Origin of the sequence: Streptomyces tubercidicus (genome assembly GCF_027497495.1) — a bacterium.
Taxonomy (GTDB): domain Bacteria; phylum Actinomycetota; class Actinomycetes; order Streptomycetales; family Streptomycetaceae; genus Streptomyces; species Streptomyces tubercidicus.
The window spans coordinates 674,529-695,442 of sequence record NZ_CP114205.1; the positions used below are offsets into that span (position 1 = coordinate 674,529).

The 20,914-nt window shown below is 71.2% G+C and carries 20 protein-coding genes and 1 pseudogene; 15 read left to right on the forward strand and 6 right to left on the reverse strand.

The genetic code is table 11. The features are described from left to right. Positions 1-251: 251 nt before the first annotated feature. The 4 genes from STRTU_RS03045 to STRTU_RS03060 all read left to right on the forward strand — a co-directional run bounded on the left by STRTU_RS03045 (position 252) and on the right by STRTU_RS03060 (position 3,240). Positions 252-1,133 carry an NmrA family NAD(P)-binding protein gene (locus tag STRTU_RS03045; RefSeq protein WP_159742108.1) on the forward strand — a complete coding sequence of 294 codons (882 nt, stop codon included), beginning with the start codon at positions 252-254 and terminating at the stop codon, positions 1,131-1,133. 392 nt (positions 1,134-1,525) lie between these two features. Continuing rightward, positions 1,526-2,119 carry a GNAT family N-acetyltransferase gene (locus tag STRTU_RS03050; protein ID WP_159742109.1) on the forward strand — a complete coding sequence of 198 codons (594 nt, stop codon included), beginning with the start codon at positions 1,526-1,528 and terminating at the stop codon, positions 2,117-2,119. An 85-nt stretch (positions 2,120-2,204) separates the two neighbouring features. Then, entirely contained in the window at positions 2,205-2,486 is a 282-nt protein-coding gene (locus tag STRTU_RS03055; protein ID WP_159742110.1) for a hypothetical protein, read from the forward strand. Positions 2,487-2,565: 79 nt separating this feature from the next. Further along, positions 2,566-3,240: a TetR/AcrR family transcriptional regulator gene (locus tag STRTU_RS03060; RefSeq protein WP_159742111.1), complete on the forward strand. Its 675-nt coding sequence runs from the start codon at positions 2,566-2,568 to the stop codon at positions 3,238-3,240. Between the two features lie 43 nt (positions 3,241-3,283). On the opposite strand, the gene STRTU_RS36080 is transcribed toward STRTU_RS03060, so the two are convergent. Then, complete coding sequence (locus tag STRTU_RS36080; RefSeq protein ID WP_159742112.1) at positions 3,284-4,330, reverse strand: DUF6214 family protein; 1,047 nt, start codon at positions 4,328-4,330, stop codon at positions 3,284-3,286. 193 nt (positions 4,331-4,523) lie between these two features. Between STRTU_RS36080 and STRTU_RS03070 the strand changes: the two genes are divergently transcribed. After that, positions 4,524-5,921, forward strand: coding sequence for an FAD-dependent oxidoreductase (locus STRTU_RS03070; RefSeq protein ID WP_246240084.1), 1,398 nt, complete (start codon positions 4,524-4,526; stop codon positions 5,919-5,921). Between the two features lie 148 nt (positions 5,922-6,069). On the opposite strand, the gene STRTU_RS03075 is transcribed toward STRTU_RS03070, so the two are convergent. After that, positions 6,070-6,441: an ArsR/SmtB family transcription factor gene (locus STRTU_RS03075; RefSeq protein ID WP_159742113.1), complete on the reverse strand. Its 372-nt coding sequence runs from the start codon at positions 6,439-6,441 to the stop codon at positions 6,070-6,072. Positions 6,442-6,607: 166 nt separating this feature from the next. On the opposite strand from STRTU_RS03075, the gene STRTU_RS03080 reads away from it, so the two are divergent. The 8 genes and pseudogenes from STRTU_RS03080 to STRTU_RS03115 all read left to right on the forward strand — a co-directional run bounded on the left by STRTU_RS03080 (position 6,608) and on the right by STRTU_RS03115 (position 13,716). Then, positions 6,608-7,711, forward strand: coding sequence for an NADH:flavin oxidoreductase/NADH oxidase (locus tag STRTU_RS03080; protein ID WP_159742114.1), 1,104 nt, complete (start codon positions 6,608-6,610; stop codon positions 7,709-7,711). A gap of 144 nt (positions 7,712-7,855) precedes the next feature. Then, on the forward strand, positions 7,856-8,941 hold the full coding sequence (locus tag STRTU_RS03085; RefSeq protein WP_159742115.1) for a WD40/YVTN/BNR-like repeat-containing protein: 1,086 nt from the start codon (positions 7,856-7,858) through the stop codon (positions 8,939-8,941). 158 nt (positions 8,942-9,099) lie between these two features. Beyond that, complete coding sequence (locus STRTU_RS03090; protein ID WP_159742116.1) at positions 9,100-9,777, forward strand: uracil-DNA glycosylase; 678 nt, start codon at positions 9,100-9,102, stop codon at positions 9,775-9,777. Positions 9,778-9,800: 23 nt separating this feature from the next. After that, positions 9,801-9,911: pseudogene (locus tag STRTU_RS03095) on the forward strand (DUF2510 domain-containing protein); the annotation flags it as partial. 270 nt (positions 9,912-10,181) lie between these two features. Continuing rightward, positions 10,182-10,970: an LURP-one-related/scramblase family protein gene (locus STRTU_RS03100; protein ID WP_418954029.1), complete on the forward strand. Its 789-nt coding sequence runs from the start codon at positions 10,182-10,184 to the stop codon at positions 10,968-10,970. After that, positions 10,963-11,988, forward strand: a complete 1,026-nt coding sequence (locus STRTU_RS03105) for an N-acetylglucosamine kinase (RefSeq protein WP_159742118.1) — start codon at positions 10,963-10,965, stop codon at positions 11,986-11,988. Before STRTU_RS03100 ends, STRTU_RS03105 begins: the two co-directional genes overlap by 8 nt. Before the next feature lie 84 nt (positions 11,989-12,072). After that, positions 12,073-13,026, forward strand: coding sequence for a sirohydrochlorin chelatase (locus tag STRTU_RS03110; RefSeq protein WP_371873548.1), 954 nt, complete (start codon positions 12,073-12,075; stop codon positions 13,024-13,026). Between the two features lie 348 nt (positions 13,027-13,374). After that, the gene (locus STRTU_RS03115; RefSeq protein WP_159742119.1) at positions 13,375-13,716 is read left to right on the forward strand and encodes a nuclear transport factor 2 family protein; all 342 of its coding nucleotides are present in this window, start codon (positions 13,375-13,377) and stop codon (positions 13,714-13,716) included. A 15-nt stretch (positions 13,717-13,731) separates the two neighbouring features. Here the strand turns inward: STRTU_RS03115 and STRTU_RS03120 are convergent, their stop codons facing one another. Together STRTU_RS03120 and STRTU_RS03125 are read right to left on the reverse strand one after the other, a co-directional pair. Beyond that, the gene (locus STRTU_RS03120) at positions 13,732-14,844 is read right to left on the reverse strand and encodes a lactonase family protein (RefSeq protein ID WP_159742120.1); all 1,113 of its coding nucleotides are present in this window, start codon (positions 14,842-14,844) and stop codon (positions 13,732-13,734) included. A gap of 83 nt (positions 14,845-14,927) precedes the next feature. Continuing rightward, positions 14,928-16,436 (reverse strand): FUSC family protein, encoded by a 1,509-nt coding sequence (locus STRTU_RS03125; protein ID WP_159742121.1) that lies wholly within the window; start codon positions 16,434-16,436, stop codon positions 14,928-14,930. Between the two features lie 239 nt (positions 16,437-16,675). Here STRTU_RS03125 and STRTU_RS03130 point away from each other — a divergent pair, with 239 nt between their 5' ends. Then, positions 16,676-17,152 (forward strand): Lrp/AsnC family transcriptional regulator, encoded by a 477-nt coding sequence (locus STRTU_RS03130; protein WP_159742122.1) that lies wholly within the window; start codon positions 16,676-16,678, stop codon positions 17,150-17,152. An 87-nt stretch (positions 17,153-17,239) separates the two neighbouring features. On the opposite strand, the gene STRTU_RS03135 is transcribed toward STRTU_RS03130, so the two are convergent. Then, entirely contained in the window at positions 17,240-18,307 is a 1,068-nt protein-coding gene (locus STRTU_RS03135; protein WP_269777328.1) for a sugar ABC transporter substrate-binding protein, read from the reverse strand. A gap of 753 nt (positions 18,308-19,060) precedes the next feature. Between STRTU_RS03135 and STRTU_RS03140 the strand changes: the two genes are divergently transcribed. Then, a complete protein-coding gene (locus STRTU_RS03140; RefSeq protein WP_159742123.1) occupies positions 19,061-19,948 on the forward strand; it encodes a phenylalanine 4-monooxygenase in 888 nt (295 codons plus the stop codon). A gap of 28 nt (positions 19,949-19,976) precedes the next feature. Here the strand turns inward: STRTU_RS03140 and STRTU_RS03145 are convergent, their stop codons facing one another. After that, a complete protein-coding gene (locus tag STRTU_RS03145) occupies positions 19,977-20,861 on the reverse strand; it encodes an SDR family oxidoreductase (RefSeq protein ID WP_246240085.1) in 885 nt (294 codons plus the stop codon). Positions 20,862-20,914: the final 53 nt, after the last annotated feature.

Below are 20,914 nucleotides of genomic sequence, written 5' to 3' on the forward strand. Positions count from 1 at the left end.
CCGGGTGGACCGCATGCCGGGGGCGGCCGTGATGGAGCAATGGGCTTCGCCCCCGGCCGGGCACAGCAGCGTCCTGGCCGCAGGGCTCGGCGAGACCGTCGGCGGCCCCGCCCGCCAGGGATTACGGGACAGCCCTTGGCCCTGGAGCGGCGTCGGAGACCATACCCTCAACTTCCAGGAGGCAAAGACACGTTCAGCCCGACTCAGCTCCTGGCCTGCCTGTAGTCGAGTCACCGAAGTGAGAGGAAGCCATGCGCATCGCTGTCACCACCCCGACCGGCAATGTCGGCCGCCATGTCGTTGCCACTCTGATCCGCGCCGGGGTCCGCCCGCGCGTCCTGCTGCGCGAGCCCGCCCGGCTGGCTCCGAACGTACGGGACGAGGTGGATGCCGTGCAGGTCGACCAATACGATGCCGACGCGGTAGTGGCCGCCACCGAAGACGTTGACGCACTGTTCTGGGTGGACCCGACCAGCGGCGGCGACGATCCCCTTGCCGAGTACGCCCGCGCCACCAGCAGTGTGGTCCGCGCCGTCACCGAAAACCGGATCGGCCGCGTCGTCTTCCAAAGCAGCGTCGGCGCCGAGAAACGTCACGGTGCCGGCGAGATCGACGGCTTGGCACACACCGAAACCGCCCTGGATGCCCTGGGCGTCGATGTCACCCACCTCCGCTGCGGCTACTTCTTCACCAATCTTGAGCTGCAACTCGACGCCCTACGAGCCGGCACCCTCCAGGTGATCCTCCCGCTCGACCAGCCCATGGCCTGGGTGGCGCCTCGCGATATCGCCGAGGTCGCCGCCACCCGTCTGCTCTCTCCCGACTGGTCCGGACGCTGTGTGCAGGCAGTGCACGGGCCCATGGACCTCACCTGGCGACGGGTCGCCGAAATCCTCACCGCCGCCACCGGCCGGCAGATCAGCGTCGAACGGATCACGGATGACGCCATGCGTACCCAGCTCCACCAGGCCGGGATGCCCGATGGATTGGTAGAGGCCGTGGTCGGAATGTCGACCGGCCTACGCGAAAACTTCGTGCCCGAACAGCGCCGCACCCTCCAGACCACCACCCCGACCACCCTCGCCGCCTGGGCCTATGACCATCTCCGGCACCAGATCGCCGTCGCGTCGTAAGAATCGTGGAGGGAGCGCTTTCCGGCGCATCGTCTCCGCGGAGTGCTCCTCCGGCGGCATTTCTGCGGAGGCGGTGCGGCGACGCGCCATTCCGCTGCGGACGTAACTCACCCGCCCATGCAGACGGCGTATATGGCGCCGATCAGAATAGGCAACAGGAACTCCATACGCGGCGACCTTTACAGAGTATGGGTGGTGGTATGTAGTTGGTAATGAGAAGGTGATTCTGTTCCGTCAGAGGGGAAGCAGTCTTGACGTTATGCGGACACCGTCCCGCCTCCCATGGGCATTGCCGCCACCTTGCAACGGCATAGCGTCAAGGGCCGTGAAGGGGCAACGGTCGACGGCCCCTGTCGGCTCATGGCCTTCGTGGTCGTAGGTAGGTTCATGCCATGACGACCGTTGACGGCATGGACTATGAATTCCGGACTGCCCGGCCTGAGGACGCCGAGGCGATTGAGGCGCTCGACGGGTCCTTCACCACCCGCACCATCTTTCACGTGGCCGTTGCCGAGGGCGGCTTCACCCTCCGGGAGATCCCGGTGGACCCGCCGATCCACAAGGTCTTCCCGGCGGAGGAGGCTGACGACGGTGACAGCGAGGGCGAGGGCGACGGCGACGGCCCCACGGACGCGGAAGATCCGAATAGCCGTACCTTCGTCGCCGTCGGGGCTGACGGTGACCTGGCGGGCTTTGCCGCGGTTTCCTATGTTCCGTGGAATCGGCGGCTGGTCATTGATGACATCGAGGTCGCTCCGGCCCATCGGGGCCAGGGCATCGGCCGCGCTCTGGTGGGGCACGCCGTCGAGTTCGCCCGTGAGCGCGGTGCCGGGCATATCTGGCTGGAAGTCACGAATATCAACGCCCCGGCGATCCATGCCTATCGGCACATGGGATTCGCCTTCTGCGGACTTGATACGACGCTCTACAACGGCACACCCTCATTGGGCGAACATGCCCTCTATATGAGCATGCCTTGCCCCTGAGCCTTGTCCCTGAGCGTTTTCCGCCCGCAGGCGAACGCCAAGGCCGCCGCAGGGATTTGAGAAAGGCTGACCGAAGAGGACCGGTATGCACACCTTGCGGCTCACCTACGCCGGCGTGCTCATCGCGCGCACGGCCGGCCCCAAGGTCGTGGCCACACGGCTCGCGGAGACCATCGAGTTGGCCGTGGCCAGCTACACGCACCGGCTCCCGGACGAAGTCGAGGGCACGCGCGGAGCCGTTGAAGCCTTCTTCGAGAGTGCGCCAGACATGTGCCCCACCTCGGCGGATGACCTTCAAGTGCAGGTCATCACGCCGAGGTTGCCCGATTCGGGCGATCCCCCGCGTCGCCCGAATCGGGCAGCTTGACCGGATCCGTTCCAGGGACGGGAATCCGGAGTCATACTGAGTGTGTTGGCCCCCAGCCAGTCAACACAGGAGTTACAGGATGTCCCCCCGCAACGCATCGGTCAATGAAGAATTGCGGCGGCGCTCCCGTGAGCGCCTTCTGCAGGCGACGGTCGAGCTGGTGGGCGAGCACGGCTATGAGGCGACGAGGCTCGCGGACATCGCCGGTCGGGCGGGGGTCGCGCGGGGGCTGGTCTCCTACTACTTCCCCGGCAAGCGGCAGTTGCTCCAGTCCGCTGTGCACCGGCTGATGCATCTCACACTGCAGGCGGCGCTGGAGCGGGATCCGCGGCCGAGCGGGCCGGACGCCGGGCGGGAGCTGATGGCGCGGGCCATCGACGCGGTCCTGGGGCTTGCAAACGATCATCCGCTGCTGATGCGGACGCATATGGCGGGGATTCTGTCGGCCGAGGGATTTATCCAGTGCCCCGAGCAGCAACGGCTGGCCCAGTTGCTGCGGGAGACGGTCGTGGCCTACGGATCGTCCGATCCCGATGCCGACTATCCCTTGCTGCGGGCGCTGTTGATGGGGTCGGTGGTGGCGATGCTGCTGCCGGGAGCGGCCATGCCACGGGCGCGGCTGCGGAGCGAGCTGCTCCAGCGGTACGGACTCGCTTGGGAGTTGGGGGTCCCGCCGAGCGAGGGGGCGCCCGACGGGACGCGGACACAGACACCGGGACCGGGAACGGCACCGGTGCAGGAGGGTCAGCGGTAGTCGGGCTGGGTCCGGACGTTGAGTTCCGGCAGCCGGACCCGCCCTAACGCTTGTTGTGGCGCGGCGTCAGCAGACCCTCGTCACGGGCCCCGGCGATCAGCCGCAGCGACCGTCGGCGGTTGCGGCCGGTGGCGCGCATGACGGCCTGCACCGGATCGCCGCCCTCCCGCTGCGCCTGGCGGTACGCATCCGCAGCGATCTTGCGACGCTCACCGGCCCGCGTCCGTGCGAGGACGACGGAGCGGGCACGGCCGGTCGGCGGGGTGGGGGTGGGTGTCGGGGCGGAGGAAGACGGCGGGGACGACGGGGATGGCGGCGATGGCGTCGAGGCGTCGGTGGGCGTCGATGATGCGTCAGTCGTGGAGGGCGCGGAGGGCGCCGACGACGCGGAGGGGACGGGCTGCCCGGAGTTCTGCTCACAGGGCCGCTCGGCCGGGGAGTCAACGGACGGGTCGGCAGACGACGCGGCAGGCGGATCGGCCGGCTGGCCGATGCCGGTCTCCGTCGCCGTGCGGTGCAGTACGCCCTCGCCATGGCCGAGCCCCGTCGGACCCATCGGCGCAGCTCCCGGCACCCCTGCCTCCACCGCCTCCACCGCCTCGGCCGTCGGATGCGTCGCGCCCTCCGCTGCCGCCGCCCCCGCTCCAGCGCCCGCCGGTTCCGAGGCCGACCCGCGCCCCGGGGCCGTTCCGGCGGCCTGCGCTCCCCCGCCGCCTCCCGGCACACCGGCCGCCGGGCCGGTCTGCCGCGGCCCGCCCCGGCTCTTCCGCGGCTGCCCGGTAGCCGCCCGGAAGGCATCGTCCAGGGGCCCGTCGATCCAGCGGGCGAGGTCGGCGAGGCCGTCGAGTGTCAGGGGCGGGTCGGCCCGTACGTCCTCGACGGTGATGTGGTCGTCGGAGACCGTCACGAGAACATCGACCCGGGCGCCGTCGGCGAAGGTCAGCCGGGCGCTGCACCAGGGGCCCAGCGGGTCGAGCCGGGGCAGCGGGCACCCGGGACCGCGGGCGCCGACCGGATCGTCGGGGGCGGCGAGGTCGGGGGCGGGCGCGGCGGAGCCGTGCGCCTGGAGCTCCCATGTGGGCCACTCCAAGGGCGCGCCCTGGGCTTCATATCGGTGATTAACGGTATAAAAGTCACTTTCCGACACATTGAAAACCTAGCCCCCAGCTCACCCGCCCCAGTAGCGCGGCACGCTCTTCCCACGGGGAGCAACCCCGATAGCGCATCTCCCGTCGCGCGCCCGCCGGTGCGATCCTGGGGGTATCCCGCGGAAGGGGCCACGCGTGCTTCGTGTCGCAGTGATCGGATCCGGGCCCAGCGGTGTCTACACCGCCCAGTCCCTGATCGAGCAGCAGACCGTACCGGACGTCGAGGTGTACGTCCTGGACCGCCTGCCCTGCCCGTACGGCCTGGTGCGCTACGGCGTCGCCCCGGACCACGAGAAGATCAAGTCGCTGCAGAACAATCTGCGCACGGTGCTGGAGCACCCCCGGGCGCACTTCCTGGGGAATGTCCAGGTGGGGGCACCGGGGCTGGGCGTCGAGGAGTTGCGGGAGATCTTCGATGCGGTGGTGTTCTGTGTGGGCGCCGCCACCGATCGGCATCTGGGCATCCCCGGCGAGGAGCTGCCCGGCAGCCATCCGGCGACCGAGTTCGTCGCCTGGTACAGCGCGCATCCGGATGCGGCCGCGCTCCGCTTCACCCTGGCGGCCCGGTCCGCCGTTGTGATCGGGGTGGGGAATGTGGCGGTGGACGTGGCGCGGATGCTGGCCCGTGGCGCGACCGAACTCGCCGCCACCGATATGCCGCAGGGCCCGCTCAGCGCGCTCGCGGACAGCCGCGTCGAGGACGTCTGGATGGTCGGCAGACGCGGCCCGTCCCAGGCCAAGTTCACCACCAAGGAGCTGCGGGAGCTGGGCTCTCTTCCGGATACGGAGGTACGGGTACGGCCCGAGGAGCTGGCGCTGGATCCGGCCTACCTGGAGCCGGGCGAGCTGCCCGCGGTGGCGCGGCGGAACGTCGAGGTGCTGCGCGGCTGGGCGGAGCGGCCGACGGCCGGCCCGGAGAGCCCGGACGCGCGGCCGGCGTCGTCTCCGGTACGCCGTCGGCGCCGTATTCATCTGCGATTCTTCCTGCGTCCCGTCGAGATCCTGGGGGATGGCGGCGGAGTGCGCGCGGTCCGGTTCGAGCGGACGGCACCCGACGGACACGGCGGGGTCGCGGGCACCGGTGAATTCGAGGAGATCGAGGGGCAGTTGGTGCTGCGCTCGGTCGGCTACCGGGGGACGCCGCAGCCCGGTCTGCCGTTCGACGAGAGGACGGGGACGGTGCCGCATCTGGCGGGGCGGGTGCTGCGGGACGGGGCGCCGCTTCCGGGGGTGTACGTAGCGGGCTGGATCAAGCGCGGCCCCACGGGGGTGATCGGCACGAACCGGCCGTGCGCGAAGGAGACCGCACTGTCGCTGCTGGCGGACGCCCCTGCCCTGGCGGAGCGCGGTTCGGCCGGCGATCCCGTGGAGGCGCTGACCCGGGCGGGGCAGCGGCCGGTCCCGTGGCCGGGCTGGCTGGCCATCGAGGCCGCCGAGGCGGAGTGGGGCCGCGGACTGGGGCGTGGCACCGTCAAGCTGCCGGACTGGACAGGGCTGTTGGAGGCGGCGGGCTCGGCGGGGCACATCAACTGAACGCGGACCAGTGAAGGCGGACCGGTCGGCCGGGCACGCGAGCAGAATGACCGGGCGCCGGGACCGGCCGGCCGAGCACGCGGGCCGGTTGACCCGGCCCCGGACCGGACGCCCCCACCGCGAAAGCGCCATACCGACCTCCGCGCCCTCACTCCTCCCCGAGGCGCCCCGCCTGGAGGTCCGCCCCCTGGAGGACGGCGTCGATCAGACCGGGGAACAGCTCCTGGAGGTCGGCCCGCCGCAGGGCGTTCATCTTGGCCGTGCCCCGGTAGAGCTGCTGGATGACGCCGTGCTCGCGCAGCACCCTGAAGTGGTGGGTGCAGGTCGACTTGCTGACCGGGAGTTCGATGTCCGCGCAGTTCAGCTCGCCCTCGGCGGCCGCCAGGGCGCGGACGATCCGCAGTCGCATCGGGTCGGCGAGCGCATGCAGCACATCGGCGAGCCGGATGTCGGCACGGGACGGGTGCTCCAGCGAGCGGGAGCCCGCCGGGGTGCGCGGGGAGGTCGTTTCGGTCGGCATGGCGGCTCCTGATTCCTTCTGCGGGGCGCGGTGTGGACTGGCGCCCCGGCCCGCTCGTTCATTGTACGAGAAGCGTCGTAGTTTGACATCTACCGTAGTACGACGACTATCGTATGAGGGCGGGTTCCGGTCGGTACCCGTTCATCCTCAGGTACAGGAGCCTGCCGTGAGCGCACTGTTCGAGCCCATCACCCTTCGCTCGCTGACCATCCCGAACCGCCTCTGGATGGCCCCGATGTGCCAGTACTCCGCGGCCCCCGAGGGCCCGGCAGAGGGGGTGCCCGGCGACTGGCACTTCCAGCACCTGGCCGCGCGGGCGACGGGCGGAACCGGCCTCATCCTCACGGAGGCGACCGCCGTGAGCCCCGAGGGACGCATCAGCCCGTACGACCTCGGGCTGTGGAACGACACCCAGACCGAGGCCTTCCGGCGCATCACCGACTTCCTCAAGGCACAGGGGACCGTTCCCGGCGTCCAGATCGCCCACGCAGGCCGGAAGGGATCCACCGAGCGCCCCTGGGTGAACCGCGGCGGCCCGATCCTCCCTGGTCAGCGGCATGGATGGGAGCCGGTCGGGCCGAGCGCGCTGCCGTTCGGCGACGGGTTCGCGACGCCGGCGGAGCTGTCCGTGGCGCAGATCCGTGAGCGCGTCGCGCAGTTCGCCGCGACGGCGCGGCGGGCGCTCGCGGCGGGCTTCCAGGTGGCCGAGATCCATGGTGCGCACGGCTATCTGATCAATGAGTTCCTCTCCCCGTTCACCAACCGGCGCACCGACGCGTACGGCGGCTCGTACGAGAACCGGACGCGGTTCGCGCTGGAGGTCGTCGACGCCGTGCGGGCGGTCTGGCCCGATGAACTGCCGGTCTTCTTCCGGATCTCGGCGACCGACTGGCTCAGCGAGGACGAGAGCGACACCCGCGAGGGCTGGACGGCCGACGACACCGTGCGCTTCGCCCACGACCTGCGGGAGCACGGCGTCGACCTGCTGGACACCTCCACGGGCGGTAACGCACCCGATGCCAAGATCAGCGCGGGGCCCGGTTACCAGGTGCCGTTCGCGGAGCGGGTCAAGAAGGAGAGCGGGCTGGCGGTGGGCGCGGTCGGTCTGATCACCGAGGCACGGCAGGCCGAGAAGATCATCGCGGACGGTCAGGCCGACGCCGTGCTGCTCGGCCGGGAGCTGCTGCGCTCCCCCAGCTTCGCGCAGCAGGCGGCGCGGGAACTGGGTGCGGAGATCACGATGCCGCGGCAGTACCTCCGGGCCGCCTGAGGCCGCGGAAGGACCTGCGGCAGCCGCGGCAGAAGCCCAGGCCGCACCGTCCGACCTGCGCGGATATCCGCCGGGACGCCATTGTCAGTGGTCGGGTGCAGACTTGCCACATCTGAGACAACGGCGTCCCGGAGGTGTTCCGGCATGACTGACGTACTACTCGCGGTGGGCACCCGCAAAGGGCTCTTCATCGGCCGTCGGCGGCACGGTGACTGGGAATTGAGCGGCCCCCATTTCCCCGCGCAGGCGGTGTACTCCCTCGGGATCGACACCCGCCGCGCCACGCCCCGGCTGCTGGCCGGTGCGGACAGCGCCCACTGGGGCCCGTCGGTATTCCACTCCGACGACCTGGGCGATACCTGGCACGAGCCCTCCCGCCCCGCGGTCAAATACCCGAAGGACACCGGGACTTCCCTGGCGCGGGTGTGGCAGCTGCATCCCGCCGGGCCCGCCGCCCCCGATGTCGTCTACGCGGGCACCGAGCCGGGCGGCCTGTTCCGCTCCGAGGACCGCGGCGAGACCTTCGAGCTCGTACGGGCGCTGTGGGATCACCCGAGCCGGGAGGAATGGGTGCCGGGCGGCGGTGGACTGGCCGTGCACACGGTGATCACCGACCCGCGGGACGCCGACGCGGTCACGGTCGCCGTCTCGGCGGCCGGGGTTTTCCGCACCCGTGACGGGGGCGCCAGCTGGGCCCCGTCGAACAAGGGCGTCAAGGCGGTCTTCCTGCCGGATCAGCATCCGGAGTTCGGCCAGTGCGTCCACAAGATCGCGCAGGACCCGGTCGACCGCGACCGGCTGTATCTGCAGAACCACTGGGGCGTCTACCGCAGTGATGACGCGGGCGTGCAGTGGACCGATATCGGCGGCGGGCTCCCCTCGGACTTCGGCTTCGCGGTGGCCGCGCATCCGCGCACAGGGGATGTCGCCTACCTCTTCCCGATCACCGCCGATATCGACCGGGTGCCGGCCGAGCACCGCTGCCGGGTCTACCGCACCACCGACGCCGGCCGGAGCTGGGAGCCGCTGAACGCGGGCCTGCCGGACGAGGACCATTACGGCACGGTGCTCAGGGACGCGCTGTCCGTCGACGACAGCGACCCCGCGGGGGTGTATTTCGGCAATCGCAACGGCGAGGTGTATGCGAGCGCGGACGACGGCGACAGCTGGCAGCAGCTCGCCTCCCATCTGCCGGATGTGCTGTGCGTCCGGGCGGCCGCCGTTGCCTGAGGAGGAAATGAGGGGGAAATTATGGCGGGCGGGGAGACTGCCGAAGTACCGGGTAACGGAGCGGCGGGGCAGGACAGTTGGGGCGTCCCGCCGCTCCGGGCGGCCGGGCGCGGGCCATCGGTTGAAGGGGAGGGGGCCGCGGCCAGTAGGGTGATCCCGTGGCTGCACAACCTCTCCAAGACATTGTCGAACCGGGCTGGGCCAAGGCACTTGAGCCCGTCGCCGGACGGATCGCCGCGATGGGTGACTTCCTGCGGGCGGAGATCGCCGCCGGGCGCACCTATCTTCCGGCCGGCAGCAATGTGCTGCGGGCCTTCCAACAGCCCTTCGACGAGGTGCGGGTCCTCATCGTCGGCCAGGACCCCTACCCCACCCCGGGGCATGCGGTCGGGCTCAGCTTCTCCGTGGCGCCGGATGTCCGCCCGCTGCCCGGCAGCCTGGAGAACATCTTCCGCGAGCTGCACTCCGACCTGGGACTCCCCCGCCCCTCGAACGGCGATCTGACGCCGTGGACCCGCCAGGGCGTACTGCTGCTGAACAGGGCACTGACGACGGCTCCGCGCAAGCCCGCCGCCCACCGCGGCAAGGGCTGGGAAGAGGTCACGGAGCAGGCCATCCGGGCGCTGGTGGCGCGCGGGCGCCCGCTGGTGTCGGTGCTGTGGGGGCGCGACGCACGCAATCTGCGGCCACTGCTCGGTGATCTGCCGGCCGTCGAGTCCTCCCACCCCTCCCCGATGTCCGCCGACCGGGGCTTCTTCGGCTCGCGTCCCTTCAGTCGGGTGAACGACCTCCTGGTGCGACAGGGCGCCCAGCCCGTCGACTGGAGGCTGCCCTGACACCGGGCGATAGTGTGCTCGGCATGACGAATGCGAACATCCCTGCGGGTTGGTACGCCGACCCGCAGGGCACCCCCCACCAACTTCGCTGGTGGGACGGGTCCCAGTGGACGGAGCACACCCACCCGGGACAACAGGCCGCGCCGCCGGCACAGGGGCAGGCACCGCAGCCCGGCCCCCAGCAGGCTCAGCAAGCGCCTGCACAGCAGGCCACCCAGCAGCCCCCGCAGCAGCAGATGCCGCAGCAGTTCGCTCCCCAGCAGCCCGCGCAGGCAGCAGGCCAGGCACCCGGCCAGGCGCCGGGCCAGACCCCGTACCCGGGCCCGCAGCAGGGCGGCGCGCCGCAGGGCCAGAGCTACGGCTACCCACAGCAGGCACCCGGTCAGCAGGCGCCGGGTCAGCCGATGCCCGGCGGGCACGCTCCCGGTCAGCCGATGCCCGGCCAGCACGCCCCCGGCCAGCCCATGCAGCAGCCGTACGGACAGCAGCCATACGGGCAGCAGCCGATGGCGGGGCAGCCAGGCGGGCACCCGGGCGCCGTACAGCAGCAGGTGCAGCAGCAGGCCGGGGTGACACCCGGCGGGCCGGGCGGTGGCACGCTGTTCACCGAACCGGTGCTGGTGGTCAACCAGAAGGCCAAGCTCATCGAGGTCACCAACGAGTACGGCGTCTTCGACCAGCACGGCAACACCCTGGGCGCGGTCGTCCAGGTCGGTCAGAGCACGGCCAAGAAGGTGCTCCGTGTCGTCTCCAGCCTCGATCAGTACATGACCCACAAGCTGGAGATCCGGGACGCGTACGGCCAGCCGCAGCTGGTACTGACCCGGCCCGCGAAGATCATCAAGTCCAAGGTGATCGTGCAGCGTCCGGACGGGTCGCCGGTCGGCGAGATCGTGCAGCAGAACGCCATCGGGAAAATCAACTTCGCGATGATGGTCAACGGCCAGCAGATCGGCGCCATCAAGGCCGAGAACTGGCGCGCCTGGAACTTCGCCATCGTGGACCACGCCGACACCGAGGTCGCCCGGATCACCAAGACCTGGGAAGGTCTCGCCAAGACGATGTTCACCTCCGCGGACAACTACGTCCTGCAGATTCACCAGCAGCTGCCCGACCCGCTGCTGAGCCTGGTGGTCGCCACAGCTCTGACGGTCGACACCGCGCTCAAGCAGGACGCCCGCGGCTTTGGGTGAGCCGGCGGGCCGCCCGGACGCCCCCGGGGCCGGCCATGTCCTCGGCGTCGACTCGGGCGGCTCGGGGCTGCGGATCGCCGTCGCCCGCGCCGACGATCCCGAGGCCCGGCCGCTGGCCCTCCGTACGTCGGACGAGCCGGTGCGCACCGGCCCCGCGGGGATCGACGCGGAGCATTTGCTGTCCCAACTACTGCCCGCCGCAGCGGAGTTGGCGCGGGAAGCAGGGGCGGACGGGTTCACCGCGGGGTGCGTGGGCGCGGCCGGGATGGCCACGCTGGGCGAGGAGCTTCGCACCCGGCTGCCAGGCGCACTGGCGACCGCCTTCGGGGTGCGGCGGCTCGCGCTCGCCGCTGACGCGGTCACCGCGTACGCCGGGGCGCTGGGGCAGCGGCCCGGTGCGGTGGTCGCCGCGGGCACCGGCATGATCGCCCTGGGCACCGACCTGACCCCGGAAGGCGGTTGGCGCCGCGCGGACGGCTGGGGCCATCTGCTGGGCGACTGCGGCGGCGGGGCCTGGATCGGCCGCGCCGGACTGGAGGCCGCACTGCGCGCGTACGACGGGCGGCCGGGCGGTTCGGCGGCCCTACTGGCGCGCGCGGAAGCGGTGTTCGGGCCGGTCACCGGCCTGCCCGGCGCGCTCTACCCGCGCCCCGACCGGCCTGCCGTACTGGCCTCGTTCGCCCCGGAGGTGGCCCGCTGCGCCACCGGGGACGACGCGGTGGCGCTGGGCATCCTGCGTGCCGCGGCGGGCCATGTCGCCGATGCCGCGGCCGCGGTCTGCCCGCCGGGCAGCGGCACCACGGTGGCGTGTACCGGCGGGCTGTTCGCGATGGGTGAGCCCCTGCTGACTCCCCTGCGCGCGGCGCTCGCCGAGCGGCTGCCGGAAGCCCGTGCAACGCTCCCCGCCGGGAGCCCGCTGGACGGGTCGCTGACCATCGCCGCGGCACTGTCCCGAGACCGTCTGACACTGCCCGTGGATCGGAAGTTGTTGCAGATCACACGGCCTGCGCCGGGGTGACGCGCGGGATAAATCGGGACGGATACCGCTCCACCGAACCCTCCCTCCGCGCGGGGGTGGTCCGAGGCGTTAGCATGCGACGCCATGAGTTCCCCCACTGGGCCCGCACCTGGCTCGCCCGATTTTGACGCCGCCTCCCCGAGCCCGGGAGCCGCACCCGGTCTGCCGGTTCGTATGCCGCGACGGCAGTCCGGCCGCCACCGCAAGCCGGAACCGCTCGCCGCACCCGAGGGCGCACCCGCCCTGGTGCTGGCCGTACCGGGCTCCCCCTCCACCGCCTCGCGCAGCCTGGCGGAGGAGGTCTCCAGCATCGCCCGCTCCGAGCTCCCGGGACTCGACGCCCGGATCGGCTATGTCGACGGCGGTGACGACGAGTTCCCGTCCCTGGAGGCCGTACTGGCGCGCGCCGCCGCCGAGCACAAGGACCGGGTGGGCGCCGACGGACAGCCCGACCCCGGCCCCGCCGCCGTGGTGGTCCCGCTGCTGGCCGGCCCGGACAGCGCCCTGCTGCGCCGGATACGCCAGGCGATGATGAACAGCGGCTCCGGCGCCGAGCTGACCGATGTCCTCGGCCCGCACCCGCTGCTCGCCGAGGCGCTGCACGTCCGGCTGTCCGAGGCCGGTCTGGCGCGGGCGGACCGCGCCCGGCTGTTCACGGTCGCCACCGCCGCGGACGGCATCATCCTCGCCACCGTGGGCGGCGAGGAGGCCGTACAGGCCGCCGGGATCACCGGCATGCTGCTCTCCGCCCGGCTCGCGGTGCCGGTGCTGGCCGCCGCCCTGGACGAGGAGGGCGCCATCTCCCGTACGGCCGAGCAGCTGCGGGAATCCGGTTCGCAGCAGCTGGCGCTGGCCCCGTACCTGATCGGCCCGGAGATCACCGACGGCCTTCTGGGGGCGGCCGCGGCGGAAGCGGGCTGCGCCTCTGCCGAGGCGCTGGGCGCCTATGGCACGGTGGGCCGGCTGGTGCTGTCGAACTACGCCGCGGCGGTGGGGATCACCCTGCCGACGCAGACGCAGGGGGTTCCGGTCCGATAGTTGCTCCCGGACCGGACACCGTTCTTCGAGGGGCCGTCTTCGCGCAGCGCGCGGGGCGGCCCTTCGCCTTGTCCAGGCGGCGGCGCTTCGCCTCGTCCGGGTGGAGGCGATACGTCCGTTTCCGCTCCGAGCGGCGCAGACGCCCGCCAGACGGCCCGGAATGGCGAAGGTTCGGGTGCCGTCGGGCGAACGGCCGTACGTCCGCGAGAGACGCCCACAGGGCGCCTGCCGTCCCCCTGACGCGCCGACCGATGAGTCCGGGCAGCCGCCGAGGTCTAACGTCCTGTAGAGACCATGCCCCGGCCGCTCTCCTCTCCCGGACGAGCGGGCCGCTCAGGAGGGAAGTTCATGTCGCACGTCGATGTCGTCCGCGCCGCCTTCGCGGCCTATCTCGTCCAGGACCGCACGGCCATGGACCGGTTGCTCGCCGAGGATTTCGTCTTCACCAGTCCGCAGGACGATCACCTCGACAAGGCCGCGTTCCTCGCCATCTGCTTCCCCACGGCGGACCGGCTGCGCCACCAGGAGATCCTCGAAGCCGTGGCCATCGATGACGAGCAGGTCTTCGTCCGGTACGCCTACGAGCTGAAGACGGGCGAGCGCCATCGCAATGTGGAGGTGATGACGGTGCGGGACGACCGGATCGCCGAGACCCAGGTGTACTTCGGCGGGAGCTTCCCGGAGGGGTGAGGCGGTCCCGGGCAGTCAGACGAAGACCACGCAGGAGGCGGCCGGTGCCGCGACGGAACCGGCCCGCTCCAGGAGGCCGGTCGCCGGGTCGATGGTGAACCAAGTGACGTCGCCGGAGCGCTCGTTGGCGGCGTAGAGATGCCGGCCGTCGGGGTGCAGTGCCAGGTCGCGGGGCCAATGGCCGCCGCAGGGGACGGTGGTGACGAGCGTCGCGGTGTCGCCGGACGCGGTGAGGGAGAGGACCGAGAGGCTGTCATGGCCCCGGTTGGCGGTCCAGGCGAACCGGCCGTCCCGGGAGATGACCAGTTCGGAGGGGTAGGTACCGCTCTCCTGTGTACCGCCCGCGCACTTCGAGGAGTCCGTGGAAGCGGAGTCCGTGGCAGCGGAGCCCGTGGCGGCGCCGTCCGGGAGGAGGCGGGTCTCCCCCAGCGGCGTCAGCACGCCCCGGTCGGCGTCCCAGCGGCAGACCGTCGCCGTCGGGTCGAGTTCATTGACGACATAGGCGCGGTCGCCGCGCGGGTGGAACGCGAGATGCCGTGGGCCGCTGCCGGGGCGCAGCGCGGCCTCGGCCCGTACGGTCAGCGCCCCGTCGTCGGCGCCCAGGACACAGCTGCGTACCGAGTCGGTGCCCAGGTCGACGCTGAGCAGCCAGCGGCCGCTGGGGTCGGGGAGGACGGCATGGGCGTGCGGGCCCTCCTGGCGGTCGGTCCGCGGGCCGCTGCCCCGGTGGGCGAGCACGGTGGCGGGTCCTGCGAGGGTGCCGTCGGCCCGTACGGGGAGCGTACTGACGCTGCCGGAGCTGTAGTTGGCGGTGAGGAGACGGCCGCCGGCCAGGGTGAGGTGGGTGGGGTCGGCGCCGCCCACGGGGACGGCGGGGCCGAGCAGCTCGGGGCCCCGTGGGGTGAGGGCGAAGGCGGCCGCAGCGCCGTCCGGGGTCTCGCTGACCGCGTAGAGGTACCGGCCGTCGGGGCTCGGCGCCAGGTAGGAGGGGTTGGGGACGACGTCGGTGGAGTGCAGCGGGGTGAGGGCGCCGGACTCCGGGTCGACGGCCGCGGTGGTGATGCCGAGGCCGCCGGCCGTGGTGAACGATCCGATGTACGCCCTTCGGCCGTTGACGCTCGTCCCCACTGGTCCGCCCTTCCTCCGCCTGCCCGTTGAGGTGCTGCGGCGACGCTAACAGGCACGGGCGGGGCGTCCCGGGCGATGGCCGGTCAGGCGTCGACCAGCGGGGAGCGCGGGGAGCCGCCCAGCGGCGCGGAGAGTTCGGCCAGCGCCCGCTCCAGGCCGTGCAGATGGACGAGCGCGGGTTCCGCCGCGGAAGGCTGCGGCACGGCGACGGCGGCGGCCGCCGGGCGGGGTGTGCTGCGCGGTGCGGTGAGGGCCTCGACGGCGGCCTCCACCCGCTGGCAGGCGGCGGTGAGCCGGGCATCGTGGGAGGCCTCCGGGTCGGCGGCGATGGAGGCGAGCCCACGGACCTCACAGGCGCAGTCGTCGAGCAGCGCGAGCACCTGCCGGGCCCGTTCCTTACGGGCGCGCAGGGGGCTGAGCGGGTGCACCAGCGGTGCGAGCGAGAGCCGCACCCGGCTCAGCAGCGGTGCGAGGTCGGCGACGTGCGGGGCGGGATCGGCGGTCGGGGAACCGGCGAGGCGGGCGGCGGCCTCGCCGGTGCAGCGGTGGACACAGCGCAGCGCCCGCTGGATCCAGGCGTCCGTGGTGGCGTGGGTGGTGACGGGGAGCACGATGAGCACGGCCAGCGCCGCGCCGAGCGCCCCCACGCCGGTCTCGGCGAGGCGCAGCGCGAGCAGCGCGGGGTCCAGCACGCCCAGCAGGCCGTACAGCAGCCCGGCCATCAGCGTCACCGCGAGCATCATCCAGGTGTACGAGACCGCGGCGGTGTAGAAGATCGCGAACACGCTGACCGCGACGAGGGCGACCGTGGGGGCCAGCGCGCCGTGCAGCGGGATGACGACGACGAGGCCGAGGGCGATGCCGAGCACCGTGCCGAGGGCCCGGCGGAAGCCCCGGACCAGGGTCTCGCCGCGCGAGGTGGTGTTCACGAAGATCCACCAGGTGGCGCCCACCGCCCAGTACCACCGCTGCTCGGAGAGCAGCTGGCCGATGAGAAGGGCGAAGGCGCTGCCGGCGGTCGCCTGGATCGCCTGGCGGGTGGTCGTCCGGGCCAGTCCCCTGGCACCCAGCAGGGCGGGCACGGCCACCGGGGGCAGCCGGAGCTCGTAGCACCACACGGCGAAGCGGACGGTGGCGGCGGCGAGCAGTGCGAGGGTGACCGCGGTGTACAGCTCGGGCAGCTGGGCCGGCACGGTGTGCAGGAACTGCGTCGCGAAGAAGGTCATGAACGCGAACACGCCCAGCGCATGGCCGCGCGGCCCCCAGCGGCGGGCGTAGACCCCGGCACCCACGACGGCGACGAAGGCCGCGTCCCGCCCCAGCGGGTGGTCGTGCAGGACCGCGGCGACGGCGAGGACCGGGAAGCCGACCGCGGGCAGCAGCGCGGTGGTGGTCAGCCGGCCGCGGACCGTGGCGTCGGTGACCGTGAAGAGGGCGAGCAGGGCGGCGAGCCCGCCAGTGATGGCCGCGACGAGCGAGTGGCCGGTGAGCGCACACACCGTGACCGCCAGGCCGATGCCGAGGACGGCCCGGGTGGCGCCGCGCAGCCGCAGCAGCCCCGGATCCGGAGCCACGAACGCCCTCTTCAGCACAGCTTTCGCCCCTTCGTAGGTCCGCCGATATGTCCGCATGAAAAAGGCGCCGCGGAATCCGCAGCGCCGTTGACGGGACCATCACAGCATTACGGCGGCAGCTTGCTCAACAGAGGCCGGGAGTGCTGTGCCATTGGTACAGTCACCTGGCCTCCCTGTGCGCCAGGGGGACACCAATGGGCGGGAGTGTGACCGAGGGTGACGACTCCTGTCAGTTACCGGTGAGGAGACCGCTGAGCATGGCCGTGGACGCCCTGGACGCCAAGATCCTTCGGCTGCTGCTGGAGCAGCCGCGCACCAGCGTCCGGGAGTACGCACGCCTGCTGAGCGTCGCCCGGGGCACCGTCCAAGCACGTCTCGACCGCCTCGAACGGGACGGTGTGATCACCGCCTACAGCCCCCGGCTGTCCCCCGCCGCACTCGGCCACCCCGTCCTCGCCTTCGTCCATATCGAGGTCACCCAGGGGCATCTGGAGGAGGTGGCCGAGGCGCTGGCGGAGGTGCCGCAGATCATCGAGGCGTTCTCGACGACCGGCGGCGGGGATCTGCTGACCCGGGTGGTGGCCCGGGACGCGGCGCATCTGGAGGATGTGATCCAGCGGCTGATCAGCCTGCCGGGCGTGGTCCGCACCCGTACGGAGATGGCGCTGCGGGAGCGGGTGCCGCACCGGATGCTGCCGCTGGTCGAGGCGGTCGGCGGCGCCGGACCGCAATGAGTCTCCGCTGGCATCCCGGCGGGCACAAAGCGCCTCCCCCGCCACCGGGGTGACGGGGGAGGCGAGCCGACTATGAATGACGGGGCGTCACTGCAGGCCGGCGGACTTGCACGCCGCGGCGATGCCCTGGCAGAGCAGGTCGGCCCGGACGGCGCCGTCGCTCACCACGGTCTTCTTCATGTTGTTCTTGGTGACGATCTGCGCCTTGAACAGCCGGGCGGGGATACCGGTCTTGCTCTTGCTGTCGGCGGTGGTCGGCGTCAGGGACTTGATGCTCTTGCCGCGCAGCAGACGGAAGGCGATTTCGGCGGTGGTTTCGGCCTCCGGCCGGACTTCCTTGTAAATGGTGAAGGACTGGGTTCCGGCCACCACCCGCTGCAGCGCGGGGAGTTCGGCGTCCTGACCGCCGACCGGCACATTCTTGATACCGGCTGACTGCAGTGCCGCGGCGATACCGCCCGCCATACCGTCATTGGCCGAGTAGACCGCGTCGAAGCCCTCCGCACCCTGGGCATCGATGAAGTCGGACATCTCCTTCTTGGCCTTCGCCTCGGACCAGTTGGGGATGTCCTTCTCGAAGACGATCTTCCGCACCTTGCCGTCGAGGGCCGCGTGGGCGCCCTTCTTGAAGGCCGGCGCATTGGGGTCGGTCGGCGAGCCGTTCATCATGACGACATCGGAAGCGGCCGCCTGGGAACCGAGGGCGGCAAGAATCCCCTGCCCCTGGAGCCGGCCGATCTTCTCGTTGTCGTAGGAGACATAGGCCGCGACATCGCCCTCGGCGAGCCGGTCGTAGGCGATGACCTTGACGCCCTTTTTGGCGGCCGAGTTCACCCAGCTCTTGGCCGCCGCGGCGTCGACCGCGTCCAGAATGATGACCTTGACGCCCTTCTTCACCAGCGCCTCGAACTGTCTCTTCTGATTACTGACCTGCTGCTCGGCATTGTGGTAGTCGACTTTGCATTCAAGGCAGAGAGATGCAATACGCGACGAAATGATACGACGGTCGAACTTGTCATAACGGGCTGCTTTGTTCTCCGGGAGCAGCAGCCCTATGGAATCCTTGCCGGCACCGGCATCCTTTTGATCGCTTCCGCAGGCCGCCAAGGGCGTCGCCAGCGAAAGTGCCAGTGCGCCGGTGAGGGCACGCCGCATTATTGCATTCATTTCCGGTACCTCCAAAAGGGCCTCCTGACCGGCCCAGAACGGCTGAAGTGAACGACACCCACAGCCCTACCGTCAAGAATCAAAGTCACAACGATATGAAAGTGAGTTGTGAGTTGAATCTCTGAACCACCGTCACCCGACGGTCGTTCCGGACAGTACCGAAAAGTTCAATTCGCTCCGTATCACTCCGGAAAGTTCCGTTTACGGTCGGCCGCCTGGAGGCGGAATCCCGAGGTGCAACGAGGGGTAACGAGGGGTAACACCAGCCCCTTCCCTGTCGGCCGACCCGACAATCAGGGCATATCTGAACGGAGTTGCATCGCCACGCCCCCTCGCGAGCTCACGCTCGGCACGGCCGCAGCCTTCCCTCTCACACATCGGGCAGCACGGAGAGAGGGGAAATAGATGCTGGGCGCATCCTTCCGGAGTGGCCATGGGGCCGTTGCCGCCCGGCTCGTCCGGCCGGGACACCTGAGCCGCCGACCACCGCCGCCCCGATGACGAGAACCCCCGCCGAATATTCTCCGCCCCGCGCCACAATCAAATGCGGCGACGGAGAAGGGAATTCCCCGGAGATTTCTTGAGCTCGATTTCCTGCCCACCCGGCCGTCCGGGCGGTTCGGTGAGATCCTGAGAGCAGGGCGACCCGCCGAGTCCCCCGCGGTCGCCGGGGGCGGCGGACGGAACCCGATGCAGGCGGACGGAGCCCGATTCACCTGGGTGCGGAGCAAGGTGACGGATATGAGCACGGCGTGGCAGTACACCCCCATCTCCGCCGATGGCCGGCTGGGGCTCGCGGACCAGCACCCCGGCCGCAGCGACCCGGCCTACCGGCGCCGTCGTGACGCACTGGCCGCGCGGGCCGAAGGGCATCGCGTGGGGGCGCCCTACCCGGCCGTCGACTACACCGAGGACGAGCACCGCACCTGGCGGGCGGTACACCGGGCGCTCGGCCCGGCACACCACGCCCATGCCTGCCGTGCGGTCCTGGACGCCGGTGAGGACGCGGGAATCCGCGCCGACCGGATCCCGCAGCACACGGAGGTCAGCGCCCTCCTCACCGCCCGTACGGGATTCGCCTTCACACTGGCGGGCGGAGTGGTGCCCAATGAGCGGTTCCTGGGGGCGATGGCACACGGCTACTTCCATGCCGTGCAGTTCGTCCGCCACCCCGCGGTTCCGCTGTACGCGCCCGAACCCGATGTCCTGCACGACGTCTTCGGGCATGGCGTCCACCTGTCGTGCGCGCGCCTCGCCCGGCTGTACCGGCTCATCGGACAGGCCGCCAACCGGACCGAAACCGATGAAGCCCTCGCCACCCTCAGCCGGGTCTACTGGTTCACCCTCGAATACGGGCTGATCACCGAAGCCGGCACCCCCAAGGCGTTCGGCGCCGCCCTCCTGTCGTCCTACGGCGAGATCGGCGCCCACGACCGGCGGACGATCCACCCCCTGGACCTCCGTGCGGCGGCCACCACCCCGTACCTCATCTCCGGGTACCAGCCCGTCCTCTACGCCGCCCGCTCCCTGGAACATCTCGAAGATGTCCTCGGCGCCTTCTGCACCGACTTCGACGACGACAGCGCGAGCCGGCTGTGCGTCCCGGCGCTCCCCCGCGACCGGCCCTAGCTCCGATCGCGGGACTCCCGCCCGCCCGTCAGCCGATCCAGCCGCTCGTGAGGCCCAGCACCGCCGAGCCGTCCAGGTCGGTGAGCTTGGTGCCGGTGAACTGCCGTGCCCAGTCCGAGGTCTGGAGGCGGAACGCGGGCCGGTCCGCGGTGAGCGCCTCCAGTACGGCGACGGCGGCCTCGTCGGGGGTCTGCGCGCTGCCGTGGAACTGCGCGACGGTGCGGTCCAGGTACGCCTGCAGCGCGTCCGCGTACGGGCCGGCCGCGGCCACCTCGTCCGCCAGATCGACCCCGATGTTGTTCACGAACTCGGTCGCCACCGCCCCGGGCTCGACCACGGACACGGTCACACCGAGCCGGGCCGCCACCGGCGCCAGGCTCTCCATATAGCCCTCGACGGCGAACTTGGCGGCGCAGTACGCCTCGTTGAAGGGCTGCCCGATGACCCCGCCGACGCTGGTGACGGTGATCAGACGGCCGCCGGTCGCGCGCAGATGCGGCAGTGCGGCCTTCGAGACATGGAGCACTCCGAAGAAGTTCACCTCCATCACCGTGCGCACCCCGGCGACGCTCTCGTTCTCCAGGGTGCCGAGGTGTCCGGCACCGGCGTTGTTGATCACGGCGTCGAGACGGCCGTAATCGGCGATCACACCGTCGACCGCGGTGGCGACGGAGCGCTCGTCGGTGACGTCCAGCTGCCGGACGTCGAGCTCCACTCCCGCCTCCTCGGCCGCCTTGCGCAGTGCACCGGCGCGGCCGGTGTCCCGCAGCGTCGCGACCACCTGCCAGCCGGCCCGCGCCGCGGCGACCGCGGCGGCCAGGCCGATACCGGAGGACGTACCGGTGATCAGAACGACCTTGGACGGGTGAGACGTGTGAGACGCCTGAGACGAGTGAGTCGGGTGGGAGGACATGGCGAACCTTTCGGCCGTACCGAGCTGATGACGTGCGTGCTGAAGCACCTGAT

What these genes read in the sequence shown, in the direction of transcription:
- STRTU_RS03075 (WP_159742113.1), bottom strand. Translation starts at nt 6,441, where the DNA reads ATGCCGACCGAAACGACCTCCCCGCGCACCCCGGCGGGCTCCCGCTCG.
- STRTU_RS03060 (WP_159742111.1), top strand. Translation starts at nt 2,566, where the DNA reads ATGTCCCCCCGCAACGCATCGGTCAATGAAGAATTGCGGCGGCGCTCC.
- STRTU_RS03135 (WP_269777328.1), bottom strand. Translation starts at nt 18,307, where the DNA reads ATGCGGCGTGCCCTCACCGGCGCACTGGCACTTTCGCTGGCGACGCCC.
- STRTU_RS03050 (WP_159742109.1), top strand. Translation starts at nt 1,526, where the DNA reads ATGACGACCGTTGACGGCATGGACTATGAATTCCGGACTGCCCGGCCT.
- STRTU_RS03100 (WP_418954029.1), top strand. Translation starts at nt 10,182, where the DNA reads ATGCCCGGCGGGCACGCTCCCGGTCAGCCGATGCCCGGCCAGCACGCC.
- STRTU_RS03110 (WP_371873548.1), top strand. Translation starts at nt 12,073, where the DNA reads ATGAGTTCCCCCACTGGGCCCGCACCTGGCTCGCCCGATTTTGACGCC.
- STRTU_RS03140 (WP_159742123.1), top strand. Translation starts at nt 19,061, where the DNA reads ATGAGCACGGCGTGGCAGTACACCCCCATCTCCGCCGATGGCCGGCTG.
- STRTU_RS03055 (WP_159742110.1), top strand. Translation starts at nt 2,205, where the DNA reads ATGCACACCTTGCGGCTCACCTACGCCGGCGTGCTCATCGCGCGCACG.
- STRTU_RS03115 (WP_159742119.1), top strand. Translation starts at nt 13,375, where the DNA reads ATGTCGCACGTCGATGTCGTCCGCGCCGCCTTCGCGGCCTATCTCGTC.
- STRTU_RS03085 (WP_159742115.1), top strand. Translation starts at nt 7,856, where the DNA reads ATGACTGACGTACTACTCGCGGTGGGCACCCGCAAAGGGCTCTTCATC.
- STRTU_RS03045 (WP_159742108.1), top strand. Translation starts at nt 252, where the DNA reads ATGCGCATCGCTGTCACCACCCCGACCGGCAATGTCGGCCGCCATGTC.
- STRTU_RS03145 (WP_246240085.1), bottom strand. Translation starts at nt 20,861, where the DNA reads ATGTCCTCCCACCCGACTCACTCGTCTCAGGCGTCTCACACGTCTCAC.
- STRTU_RS03130 (WP_159742122.1), top strand. Translation starts at nt 16,676, where the DNA reads ATGGCCGTGGACGCCCTGGACGCCAAGATCCTTCGGCTGCTGCTGGAG.